This window comes from Corynebacterium sp. KPL2838 (assembly GCF_040225455.1).
GTDB classification, from domain to species: Bacteria; Actinomycetota; Actinomycetes; order Mycobacteriales; family Mycobacteriaceae; genus Corynebacterium; species Corynebacterium rhinophilum.
In genome coordinates this window covers 1-11,461 of record NZ_JBEHFT010000051.1, presented here as the reverse complement: position 1 = coordinate 11,461, position 11,461 = coordinate 1, and the positions used below count along the sequence as shown (strand labels likewise).

The window sequence follows — 11,461 nt, the reverse complement described above, 5'->3', positions numbered from 1 at the left end:
AAACCCCTACCCCCACCAACACAAAATGTCGTTTAACTCGACACGCCGAAAAACAACACGTTTTGTCGTTTAACCCGGAAAAAAGGCGACCCACCCCTAGACCCAAAACACGAAAAACCGGCACCTCAGAACAAAAACAACTGAGATGCCGGTTCGTCAACGATGTCGCGACTGACCTGTCAAGCATGTCGCGACTCATGACAATGGCGGAGGATGTGGGATTTGAACCCACGAGGGGCGTGAACCCCGCACGCGTTCCAGGCGTGTGACATAGGCCGCTAGTCGAATCCTCCGAGAAGAAACATTAGCAGCCGTGGCAATTAGAATGCCAATCGCCTGGTCAGACGTAATTTCTGGGCAATTATTGGGCTTCGGTGGGGCAGGGTGGCGCGCTTACCGTACTGCTGCCGCTTACCGATGCCGCCCGCAGCCTCCGTCTCGCTCCGAGAGACGCGTATTTGGCTAATGTGGCCCGCGGGCGTTAGAGTAAAGGCAGGATTCCGCGTGGCGTCCATCCTCTGAACTCCCCCAGGGCAGGAATGCAGCAAGGGTCAGGAGGCTCTGACGGGTGCGCGGGGTCCCTTTTTTATGCAGGGTGCGTTAGTATTGGTGGCTAAACGTCGCACCACACTACGGAAGGTAGACATACTAATGTCGCTTCTTACTCTGGAATCGTCCGCCTTGGCAGAACTTGCCGCGAAAGTCCGCGAAGACTACGCGGACCTGAAAGCAAAGGGCCTCAAGCTGGATCTGACCCGTGGCAAGCCGTCGAAGGCGCAGCTCGATCTCTCCAATGCGCTGTTGTCGCTGCCAGGTGAGGGAAACTACACTGATTCTGAAGGCGCTGACCTGCGCAACTACGGCAACCTGAAGGGCGTAAAGAAGCTGCGCGAGCTGTGGGGCGAGCTTACCAATATTGACCCGGAGCTCTTGCTGGCCGGCGATAGCTCCTCGCTCAACATCATGTTCGACCTCATTTCTTGGTCCTATACCTTCGGCACCAATGATTCGCCGCGCCCGTGGAGCGAGGAAGAAAACGTCAAGTGGATCTGCCCCGTGCCTGGCTATGACCGCCACTTCGCCATTACGGAACTCTTCGGCTTCGAGTTGGTGACGGTGCCGATGGAAGACGACGGCCCAGATGTCGAGGCCATCGCGAAGCTCACCCAAGACCCGCAGGTCAAGGGCATGTGGCTCATCCCCATGTTCTCCAACCCCACCGGCGCGATCATTTCGGAGGAAAAGACCCGCCGCCTGGCAGAAATGGATACCGCGGCGCCCGATTTCCGCATTGTGTGGGATAACGCCTATGCAGTACACACGCTGACAGACGAGTTTCCGGAAGTCTTGCCGGTTCTGGACATCGCCAAGCAGGGCGGGCACCCCAACCGCTTCTGGGCCATGTCCTCGAGCTCCAAGGTCACCTTCGCGGGCTCTGGCGTGAGCTTTTTCGGGTCCTCGGCAGAGAACCTGGACTGGTACCTGGCGCACGCGGGCATCCGCGGCATTGGGCCGAATAAGATTAACCAGTTCGCCCACGCCGAGTTCTTCGACTCCGCGGACGGCGTGCGCGAGCTGATGCGCAGCCACGCCGAGCTGCTGGCGCCGAAGTTCGCTGCCGCGCGCCGCATCCTGGATGAGCGCCTGGGCGAGTATGGGGTCGCGGAATGGACCGACCCAGAGGGCGGCTACTTCATCTCCATGGACGTCGTCGACGGCACCGCCACCCGCGTGTGGGAGCTGGCCAAGGACGCCGGCATCGTGCTCACCAAGGCGGGTGCAGCCTACCCGCACGGCCGCGATGAGAATGACCGCAATATCCGCCTTGCGGTTTCGCTGCCGCCGCAGGAGGAAATCGAGGAAGCCATCGACGGCGTCGCCACCTGCGTGCTCTTGGCCGCCATCGAAAAGGCGGAGGGCTAAAATCAACGCCGACGAATCCGCCGTGTGGCTTAGCGAGGTCATCCCGGCTCCGCTGGAGTTCCGGTACGTCGACGGGCGCAGGTTGGGTTTAGCCACGCTTGCCGATGCCCAATCCCTCGCCCTCACCACCACCTTCAACGACGTCGATACCGGCCTGCGCAGCGATGCCGAAGGCCTAGATGTGCGCTGCGAACTCGTCACTGTAGCGCGCGTGGGCCAGCCCGAAGTCGCCGCCGCCGTGGGGGCTGCGGCCGCGAAGCTGGAGAAGGCGGGCGGCCTCTTGCCCGCGCAACCCGGTGTCTTGCTGCCGTCACTTTTGGATCTCCCCGGCGAGCAGACCGTGCACCACGGGCTGCTCATCGCCCCGTACCTCTGGGGCGGGCAGACGCCGCAATACCGCGAGGAGAACCGCCTGACGCTCGTGCTGCAGCTGGTCATGCTGACGGATGCGGAATATGCGTTTGGGGTGGAAGAGGGCGTCGGCAAGCTGCAGGAAGCCGTGGCCGAGCAGGGCATTGACCTGCTGGACTGGTCGCGCGAGGGTTAGCCGGTAAACTGGCTAACCGTGGCTTTATACCGGAAATACCGTCCAGCAACGTTTGCCGAGGTCGTGGGGCAAGAGCAGGTCACCACGCCGCTATCTGCCGCCCTCGACGCGGGGCGTATCAACCACGCCTACCTCTTTTCCGGCCCGCGCGGCTGCGGTAAGACGTCCTCGGCGCGGATTATGGCCCGGTCGCTCAATTGCGAGCACGGGCCCACTTCGACGCCGTGCGGCAAGTGCGATTCGTGTGTGTCGCTCGCGCCCGGCGGCCCGGGCAACCTGGACGTGACGGAGCTCGACGCTGCCTCGCACAATGGCGTGGAGGACATGCGCGAGCTGCGCGACCGCGCCTACTATGCGCCGGCGGAATCGCGCTATCGCATCTTCATCATCGACGAGGCGCACATGATTTCCCCGTCTGGTGCCAATGCGTTGCTTAAGGTGGTTGAAGAGCCGCCGGAGCACGTGATTTTTATCTTTGCGACGACGGAGCCGGAAAAGATCATCGGCACCATTCGCTCCCGTACGCACCACTATCCCTTCCGCCTGCTTACCCCGCCCGCGATGAAGGGGCTGCTGCAAAAGACCGTGGCTTCCGAGGGCGTGCAGGTCGAAGACGCCGTCTATCCCATGGTCATTGAGGCCGGCGGCGGCTCCCCGCGCGATACCCTGTCGCTGCTGGACCAGCTTTTGGCTGGCGCGGGTCCCGATGGCCTGACCTATGACCTCGCGCGTCCGCTGCTCGGCGTTACGGACGTCACGCTTCTCGATGACACCATCGCCACCCTCGCCGAGAACGACAAGGCCGGCCTTTTCGCACAGATCGACAATGTCATCGAGGCCGGCCACGACCCGCGCCGGTTTGCGGTGGATCTGCTCGACCGTTTGCGCGACCTGATGATCCTGCAGGCCGTGCCGGGGGCCATCGATGCAGGCCTGGTTTCCGCGCCCACCGACCGCGCCGAGGTGCTCACCTCCCAAGCACAGCGTTTTTCCGGCCCGCAGCTGACTTATCTTGCCTCGACGGTCAATGACCGCATCAGCGATCTGACAGGGGCCACCTCGCCGCGCCTGTTGCTCGAGATCATGTGCGCCCACTTGCTCATTGGTACCTCGTCCGGCGCAGCACCGAGCGCGGCGCCGAGTGCCGCCCTTGGTGCGGCATCCGCAGCCCAGCCTGCCCAACCCAGCGGCGCCCCGCAATCCGCACAAGCCGGCCAGCCCAACCATGCTGGCCATGGCGGACAGTCTGCACAATCGGGCCAGGCGGCACCTTCCGCGGGAAACGGGCCAGCCTTTTCGGGCGCCCAAGATCCGCAGTCGGCAGCGGCCGCCATCATCGCGCGGCGCCGTGCAAAGTCCCAGGCGCCGCAAAACCAGGCCGGGTCGAGCTCCGATGCACCGTCGGCACCGCAGCAACAACAAAACCAGACCGCCGCGGGCACCGGGGCACCGGCTCCGGCACCGGAATCGACATCACCGTCAGCACTGTCATCGCCGTCTCAGCCTGAGCAGACACCTGAGCAACCGGAGGCAACGGCGCAGCATTCGCGGGCCGGACATGAGGACGCAGCGCAGTCTGCGCAGGCCACCCCGGCTGAGCAATCGGCGCAGCCGGCAGGGGATGGGAATGAGGAGGGATCTGTCTCACGGCCTGCGCAACCGAGCGCAGAATATATGCAGCCGGGGCAGCAGTCCGCGGATTCGCAGTCTAGCGATGTGCCTGAAAAGGACGCTTCGGCTACCGCGGCAGGCGGCGACGTAGAAACTGACGGTAGCGCGAATCCATGGGGCCAGGAGCGCCAGGTTCCGCAGAATGCGCCAGCCCGCGGCAACGGCCAAGCGGAACCACTGGAGAAACCGGTGCCGGCAGCGCTAGCACAGTCGGAGGGACAGCAACAAGCCCATGCAGAACAACCGCAACAGCAGGCGCAGGGGGCATCGGCAAGCGGCGATGACGGTGACTTCGTGGAGGCAGTGAAGAGGAAATGGGTGGAGCTGAGGGGGAGTGTCGGCAAGCGGAATAAGGTCGCTGAAATCATGCTTGCCGAAGCCCGCGTGCTCGGGTTCCGCGATAATACGCTGACGCTGGGGCATACCACAGGTGCGCTGGCAGAACGCATCAATGCGCCGGCGAATAATTCCGTCATCGTGGACGTGCTGCGGGAGGAATTTCAGCGCGATATTGAGGTCAATTGCGTGGTGGGCACGGACCCAAAGACCGCCGGGTTCGATGCGCCGCGGGCGCCGCAAAGCAAACCTGAATGGAACCCCAACGCGCCCGAACGCGAGCCGAGCGACGACAAGGAGGCGGAGAGTAAGCCCGGGTGGCGCTCGCGCATCGCCAAGGCAACCGAGGTGGCGAAGCAACGCGACGACGAATTCGCGCGCACGCCGCAATTTAGCAACGGGGTGCCGCTGCCTCCCGAGCCAGAACCGGAAGGCAGCCCCGCGGACGAACCGCTGCCGGAAGAACCGCCGGCCTATACGCGCGATGACGAAGAACGCGACATGGTCGAAGCCGCGCAGTCCGCAGGCGAAATGGACCACCGCAGCGCCACCGAGATAGCGATGGAGCTCGTGGAAAAGGAACTAGGCGCACGCCGTGTATAGGACTGTGGCACGGTAGACTCGGGCGGTAGCAAAACTACAGTGGATTTATTGAGAAAGGACGAAAACTATGGCTGAACAAGATTCCACCCCACAACCCAACGACATGAACGACCTCATCGCGCAGGCAGCGCAGGTGCAGGCCGAGCTGCAGAAGGCGCAGGAAGAAATCCTGGCCACCAATGTTGAGGGAAGCGCGGGCAATGGCCTGGTTAAGGTGACCATGACCGGTGGCGCCGAGCTGGTAGACCTGCAGATTGATAAGTCCGTGGTTGACCCCGAGGACATCGATACGCTGCAGGACTTGGTGATGGGCGCGTTTAAGGATGCCCACGCCGCTGCGGGCAAGTTGGCACAGGAAAAGATTGGTCCCCTCTCGCAGGGCATGGGCGGCCAGGGCGGACCGTCGATGGATGACATGTTCGGCGGCTTCTAACCGCGCGATATTCTAAAAAGGCCGTTGTCCCGATAGTGGGGCCGCGGCCTTGACGTAATTTTGGGAGTTGTGGTGTTTGAAGGACCTCTGCAGGACCTCATTGATGAGTTTTCGCGCCTGCCGGGCATCGGCCCGAAGTCGGCGCAGCGTATCGCGTTTCATGTGTTGCACATGGAACCGGAGGATATCGAGCGCCTGCAAAATGCCTTAGGCGGGGTGCGCGACGGCGTTACTTTTTGCCGCATTTGTTGCAATATTTCGCGCGAGGACGTCTGCCGGATTTGCATCAATTCGCAGCGCGACGCCTCCACCATTTGCGTCGTGGAGGAACCGAAGGACATCCAGGTTATCGAGCGCACGGGTGAGTACGAGGGCCGCTATCACGTGCTCGGCGGTGCGCTGGACCCGCTGGCTAATGTTGGGCCGAAGGATTTGAATATTTCCACGCTCCTCCAGCGGCTGGGCGGGGTGCTGCCGGATAGGGAGTTGGCGGATTCCACGCCAGAAGCCCCGCTTTACGACGACACCCCCACCATCCGCGAGGTCATCCTCGCCACCGATCCGAATACGGAGGGCGAGGCCACCGCGGCTTACCTGGTGCGGTTATTGCGGGACTTTCCCGATTTAAAGATCACCAGATTGGCCTCCGGCATGCCGCTCGGAGGCGATTTGGAGTTCGTGGACGAGCTCACCTTGTCCCGTGCGCTTTCGGGGCGCCTGACCATTTAGGGGCCCGCAGCACTGACCGCGGTGCCATTTGGTAACGGCCCGGGACATTTGATTTCTTGCGGTTTAGGGCACGGCGGTGGTGGGCCCGCGTGGCGCGCGGCCAGTAAAGACTGGGGGAGGCGCATTCGGCTCCGGTGGCGAGGCCGAGTGCGGCGGTGCAGCGGAACCCGGAGGGTCTGATGACGGGGCGGGGCGGTCCGCGTGGCGCGGATGCGGCGGCAGCCAGGCGATGCGCCCGTTGATGCGCGCCATCCGCCCCCGCCCCGGAAGGCCGTTGATGGAATTGTGGTACGGGCACAAAAGGCACATATTCGCCGGGTGAGTGTGGCCACCGCGGGCGTATTCGAAGATGTGGTGGGCTTGGCATTCAGCGGCGGGGCGCCTGCAAGCGGGCCAGGCGCAGCGCGCGCCTTCGGCCTCGAGCATGCGGCGCTGCTTGGCGGAGGCGTGGCGGGCGCGGTAGAGGTTGACGGGGCCTTCCTCGGGGTGGATGAGGGTGAAAAGGCCGGCGCCGGCGAGCGTGCGGCGGATGAGGTCGACGCCGGTGATGGTGGCGCCGTTGGTCATGGCGAGGCGGACTTCTGAGCCCTCGCCGCGCAGGATTTTCAGGTAATCCGGCAGCTCGATGATGACATTGGTGGTCACGCTGGCCGGCGCGACGGCACGGGAGCCGGTGAGCCAGGCGAGGGGATTATCCTTCGCGGTGGCCCAGATATCGGCCATTTCGGCGGCGGGGCCGGTAAAGCTCAGCGTGGTTTTCTCGCCGTGCAGGATGCGGCGCCCGCCGTCTTCGCGCTCGGGCGGTGGGGCGATTTCGCGCAGCAGGCGTGTGGCGGCGCGGGACACTTCGGCGGTGGTCCCGGCGGTAGCGCACAGGGTTTCGCGGAAGCGCCAGCGCTCGGTGGGATTTTTCACGCGCCGGGAACGGCGGGCGATGAGCGCGAGCGTGGCCAGGCTGTGCTGGTTGCGGCGCGCGGCGGCCAGCGCGCGGCGCTGATAGCGCGAGTGGCTGGTAGGTGCGAGGAAAGCCTCGGCGGTGCGGCGCAGCTCGCGCGCGTGGTCCGCAGGCAGGGGCAGGTCAGCGGCGGCGTAGGCCTCTTCAATCAGGTCTACGCCGCGCTTGGCGATGTCCCCCAGCTGCTCCAATAACGTCATACCCCGCAGCCTAGGGTTGGGGCCTGGGAGCTACAAGGCGACCGCGGCCAGCCTGTGGATAACTCGGCTCAATTTGGCTCTTTTTGGTTGTGAAGGCCGCGAATTGGGGAAGTTATCCACAGGTTTAGCGCTGGGAGCGCGGCGGCTCGGCGGCGTTGAAGCGCTCGGTGCGCAAACGGTCGACCGCGGGGATGTCTAGTGGATCGAGATCGGCGAGCGAAACGCCCATGGCTTGGGCCAGGAGCAGATCCGCGAGCTGCGGGTTGCGGGCCAAGGCGGGGCCGTGCATATAAGTGGCGATGACGCTGCCCTGCACGGCGCCTTCGTAGGTGCGCTGGGTGGAGCCATCGGCGAGATCCGCAGTGGCGGCCTGGTCGGCGTTGCCATTGCCGCGGGTCAGGGTTCCCAGCGGTTGGGCGGACGGGCCGAGGATGGTCGCGCCCAAGTGGTTTTCGAAGCCGGTAAGCGGCTCGGTGAGATCTGCGGTCACGCCGGCGCCGGTAGGAGTGGAGGATACCTCGCCGATGGCGCGGTCTTGCATGCCGGCGGTGGTGGCATCGATAAGCCCGACGCCATCGATAACCCGGCCGGAAGCGCGGAAGGACTCGCCGAGGACCTGCAGGCCGGCGCAAATGGCCAAGATGGGGCGGCCGGACGTGGCGGCGCGGGTCAGCCCGCCATCGGCAATGAGGTGCTCTGCGGCAAGAATCTGCGCGGTGTCTTCGCCGCCGCCGATGGTATAAATATCCAGCGTCTCGGGCACCGGCTCGCCCAGCCGGATGGGGTGGATCTCGGCGTCGAGGCCGCGCATGCGGGCTCGCTGGCGCAGCACGAGGGCGTTGCCGTCATCGCCGTAGGTACCGAGGACATCGGGAAGCACTAGGCCGATATTAAGCATTATTAGCCTCCTTGGACAGGGCCTTTTTCAGATCGCGGAAGGCGGTGTAATTGGCAAGGACCTCGATGCGGCCCTCGGGGCAGGCGGCGAGCGCATCCATGGGATCCGGGATGAGCTCGTGGGTGATATCCGCGTAGACGAGGCGGACGGCAAGGTCGGTTCCGCGCTCGCCGGCGGCCTTGACGCTGAGCCCATTAAAGCCCTCGAATTTCACGTCCCAGAGCCAGGACATGTCGATGCCATCGGCAACCTGCCCGTTCGTGGCGATGACCAGGCCATCGGCGCTGCGGTCCACCATGGACAGGGCCTCTTGCCAGCCGGCGGGGTTCTTGGCCAGCAGCAGGCGAATCTCGCGGCCCTTCCAGTGGATGGTGGAATATCGGCCGGCGACGTCATCGATGCTTTCTGCCGCGGCAATAGCGCGATCCAAGTCCACGCCGAAGCCCTCGACAGCCGCGGCGATGGCCTGCGCCGCGTTACCGCGGTTGGCACGGCCCGGCAGCGCCGGGTTCAGCGGGCGCTTTGCGGTGGGGGTAATAACGCCATGCTTGTCGATGCCCCACGTCGGCTGCGGGCGGCGGAACTCGCGGCCATCGGCAAGCGGCTTTACTGCGTACCAGTCATCCTCGGTGCGCACGACGTGGCCGCCGGTGCGCGGGCAGGTGACGGAATCGCCGAGCCAGCCGGCACCGGCAGAAACCCAGATGACGTTCTTGGCGTCGTAGGCGACCGACGTCATGAGCACGTCATCGCAATTGGCGATGACCAACATGTCCGGGTGGGCCTCCACGGCGCCGCGGAGAGCGCGCTCGATCTTGTTGATCTCACCGACGCGGTCGAGCTGATCGCGGGTGAGGTTGAGCAGCACAAGCGCCTGCGGGTTGAGGTTATCGGCGACGTGCGGCACGTGCAGCTCGTCGACCTCGAGGACGAGGTGTGAGGCGTCCTTGCCCGCCATGAGCGCGGAGATGATGCCGGCGTCCATGTTATCGCCGCCGTCATTGGTGGCGACCTGGTGTTCGGCGCGGACCGCGGCGGCGAGCATGCGGGTGGTGGTGGACTTGCCGTTGGTGCCGGTGACCAGCACGGCCGGGCGCCCGCCGCCCAGGTTGGTCATGATGGAGGGGTCAATGGCATTGGCGATAAGGCCGCCGATCATTCCGCCGGCGCCCCGGCCGGTGGCGCGGGAAGCGGTGGTGGCCAGCTTCGCGGCGGATGTCGCGGCGGTGGTGCGCAACTTCTTCAAGGCACCCGGGACTGAAAAACTCATGCCCTCTAGGGTAGCCGGGGAAGTGGGCTAGGCGTTGTTCTTGGGTGCCGAGCCGCCAGAATTTCGCCGCCCCCGGCCGCGCCCGCCGCGCCTGCGCCGCCGTTTCTGGCTCTTGCTCTGGTTATTCCCGCCGCTCTTTTGCGGGGGCTGGCGCCGCGCCGGCGGCTGGGCTGTGGTGGGGTCTTCGATGCGGGTGAGGGCATCGAGAAACGCGGCATCAGACATCAGCGGGATGCCCTTGCGCTGGGCGTGCATGGCCTTGCCCACGAGATCCTTGGTGACATTGCACACGACAAGCGATGCCTCGCGGGTGAGCTTTTCCGAATAGTTCAGCTCCTCGCGCATGAGGGCGGAGATAACCGTATCCGGGTCCTCCAGGATTTCGGGGGCCACGACGATTTCCATGCCGCGGCGCAGTTCCTTGCCGGGCTCGTATTTGCCGGGGTTGTGGTGCTGCACGGGGGCCTCGGCGGCATCGACGCGCACGTGCGAGCGTTGCAGGCCAAAGCGGTCGGCGCGGACATCGTCTGGGGCATAGCTGCGCACCGGGCCGCGCTGTTGGTGCTGGTAGAGCTGGATGAGCAGCTCCGTCTCCTCGCGCGAGGTCTCCTGCTCTGGACGCCGGGCGCGTTCCACCGTTGCCTGAGGATCGGCATCCAAGCCATTCTGCTTGGCGACGCCCCTCAGTCGCACGTCATTCGACCGCACGCCCTGCGCATACGAGGTGGCCAGGGTATCGATGATGCGCACGGGCGCGGGCATGTGGCCCACCTTTTGGCGGCGGCGCTTGCCTTTATTGCGACCGCGGTTGCGCGCGCGGTTTTGACGTGCGGCGGTCATCATGGCGCGGCGGGCCTCGGCGACGATAAAACCCCAGGTATAGGGGATATCGTGAACGACGAGGGTGCGGCCATCGATAAGCTTATCCAGCGATTTGAGAACTCTGCTAAAGGCGGGCGCCTGCTCGATATCCGCGATGGTCAGCCCGTGGAGGTGGTGTGGGCCAGCATCGATATCCGGCTTGAGCACGGCGTGGAAGCGCTGGCCAATATCGCCGGCGTTATCAAAGGCCACCGCATCGATGGTGACGATGCGGCCGGTCGATGGGTGGATGCCCGTGGTCTGCAGCGTGAGGGCCACGTAGGGGTGCTTGGTGACGGTCTCGGCCTTGTCCGGCTGCTTTTGCGGTGCGCTGTCCGCGGTGGATGCGGACGGAGCAGTCGAAGCGGCGGGGTCGGCCGGGGTTTTCGGTGTCGCCGGCCCGCCGGAGGGGCGGACGGCGCGGCGCGGCCGAGGCCGGCGCGGGCCTGGTTTGGCCGTGCCTGTGCTGTTGGGGACGCCGGTGCTGGATTCGCTTTGGGAGTTGGGGCCCGGCTTGCGCTGCTGTGCCGCAGCCTTGGTCTCCGGCTGGGCGGCGGATTCGGCTGCGGAGTGAGGGGACGCCTGGGCGTGGGTCCTAGCCGCATGCTGGGACGCCATGGTCGCCGGCGAGGGAGCCTGCGGCGACCGTGGGGAGGGGCCAGGTGTGTTATTCATCAACCTAAGTCTAGTATCCCGGAATTCCTGTGGCGGGACAGGGCGCGCCGGGCCTCAGTGGGGCCTAATCCGTTTTCGTGGAAACTAAACCGCGACGATGAATACGGTCAGCAGGGCGACGACGGCGACCACGGCAATGGCCGTGACCCACCACCCAGTGTGGCGCGTGGGCTCCGGGGTGGCGGTGACGGCGCGAAAGCTGCTGGTTTCGAAGGTCTCGGTCGCCGCCTGCGTGGTCGGGGTGGCAACGGCCACGGAGTCTTCGTTGGAGGCGGGTAGCGGGTCGCCGGCGTAGATGCTCAGCACACGATCTTTGCCGCGCGGGGCGTGGTAGGCGTGGGCGAGGATGGGGGCATCGGC

At 65.1% G+C, this 11,461-nt stretch carries 9 protein-coding genes, 1 tRNA gene, 1 other RNA gene and 1 pseudogene; 6 read left to right on the top strand and 6 right to left on the bottom strand.

The genetic code is table 11. The features are described 5' to 3' along the window. Positions 1 to 204: 204 nt before the first annotated feature. Positions 205 to 293: transfer RNA gene (locus ABRP98_RS11115), tRNA-Ser, on the bottom strand. Positions 294 to 491: 198 nt separating this feature from the next. Here ABRP98_RS11115 and ffs point away from each other — a divergent pair. The 6 genes from ffs (at position 492) to ABRP98_RS11085 (ending at position 6,242) form a co-directional block, all read left to right on the top strand. Further along, positions 492 to 588, top strand: an RNA gene (gene ffs, locus ABRP98_RS11110) — signal recognition particle sRNA small type. Positions 589 to 651: 63 nt separating this feature from the next. Further along, the gene (locus ABRP98_RS11105; protein ID WP_349859272.1) at positions 652 to 1,923 is read left to right on the top strand and encodes an aspartate aminotransferase type Ic; all 1,272 of its coding nucleotides are present in this window, start codon (positions 652 to 654) and stop codon (positions 1,921 to 1,923) included. Positions 1,924 to 1,945: 22 nt separating this feature from the next. Continuing rightward, entirely contained in the window at positions 1,946 to 2,470 is a 525-nt protein-coding gene (locus ABRP98_RS11100; RefSeq protein WP_284864743.1) for a hypothetical protein, read from the top strand. 18 nt (positions 2,471 to 2,488) lie between these two features. Beyond that, positions 2,489 to 5,080, top strand: a complete 2,592-nt coding sequence (locus tag ABRP98_RS11095; RefSeq protein ID WP_349859271.1) for a DNA polymerase III subunit gamma and tau — start codon at positions 2,489 to 2,491, stop codon at positions 5,078 to 5,080. 67 nt (positions 5,081 to 5,147) lie between these two features. Then, a complete protein-coding gene (locus ABRP98_RS11090) occupies positions 5,148 to 5,513 on the top strand; it encodes a YbaB/EbfC family nucleoid-associated protein (protein ID WP_023024999.1) in 366 nt (121 codons plus the stop codon). A gap of 72 nt (positions 5,514 to 5,585) precedes the next feature. Next, positions 5,586 to 6,242, top strand: a complete 657-nt coding sequence (locus tag ABRP98_RS11085; RefSeq protein WP_023029977.1) for a recombination mediator RecR — start codon at positions 5,586 to 5,588, stop codon at positions 6,240 to 6,242. A gap of 63 nt (positions 6,243 to 6,305) precedes the next feature. Here ABRP98_RS11085 and ABRP98_RS11080 read toward each other — a convergent pair whose 3' ends face one another. The 5 genes and pseudogenes from ABRP98_RS11080 to ABRP98_RS11060 all read right to left on the bottom strand — a co-directional run. After that, positions 6,306 to 7,397, bottom strand: coding sequence for an HNH endonuclease signature motif containing protein (locus ABRP98_RS11080; protein ID WP_349859269.1), 1,092 nt, complete (start codon positions 7,395 to 7,397; stop codon positions 6,306 to 6,308). A 124-nt stretch (positions 7,398 to 7,521) separates the two neighbouring features. Further along, entirely contained in the window at positions 7,522 to 8,295 is a 774-nt protein-coding gene (locus ABRP98_RS11075; protein WP_349859268.1) for a type 1 glutamine amidotransferase, read from the bottom strand. Then, positions 8,288 to 9,565 carry a Mur ligase family protein gene (locus ABRP98_RS11070; protein WP_349859267.1) on the bottom strand — a complete coding sequence of 426 codons (1,278 nt, stop codon included), beginning with the start codon at positions 9,563 to 9,565 and terminating at the stop codon, positions 8,288 to 8,290. The genes ABRP98_RS11075 and ABRP98_RS11070 overlap by 8 nt, the downstream gene beginning before the upstream one ends. A 27-nt stretch (positions 9,566 to 9,592) precedes the next feature. Beyond that, positions 9,593 to 11,101 (bottom strand): exonuclease domain-containing protein, encoded by a 1,509-nt coding sequence (locus tag ABRP98_RS11065; RefSeq protein WP_349859265.1) that lies wholly within the window; start codon positions 11,099 to 11,101, stop codon positions 9,593 to 9,595. A gap of 84 nt (positions 11,102 to 11,185) precedes the next feature. Then, positions 11,186 to 11,461, bottom strand: a pseudogene (locus ABRP98_RS11060) (hypothetical protein); the annotation flags it as partial.

Excerpts from the sequence above, each read along its gene's own strand:
- ABRP98_RS11065 (WP_349859265.1), bottom strand. The coding sequence starts at position 11,101 with ATGAATAACACACCTGGCCCCTCCCCACGGTCGCCGCAGGCTCCCTCG.
- ABRP98_RS11080 (WP_349859269.1), bottom strand. The coding sequence starts at position 7,397 with ATGACGTTATTGGAGCAGCTGGGGGACATCGCCAAGCGCGGCGTAGAC.
- ABRP98_RS11105 (WP_349859272.1), top strand. The coding sequence starts at position 652 with ATGTCGCTTCTTACTCTGGAATCGTCCGCCTTGGCAGAACTTGCCGCG.
- ABRP98_RS11075 (WP_349859268.1), bottom strand. The coding sequence starts at position 8,295 with ATGCTTAATATCGGCCTAGTGCTTCCCGATGTCCTCGGTACCTACGGC.
- ABRP98_RS11090 (WP_023024999.1), top strand. The coding sequence starts at position 5,148 with ATGGCTGAACAAGATTCCACCCCACAACCCAACGACATGAACGACCTC.
- ABRP98_RS11070 (WP_349859267.1), bottom strand. The coding sequence starts at position 9,565 with ATGAGTTTTTCAGTCCCGGGTGCCTTGAAGAAGTTGCGCACCACCGCC.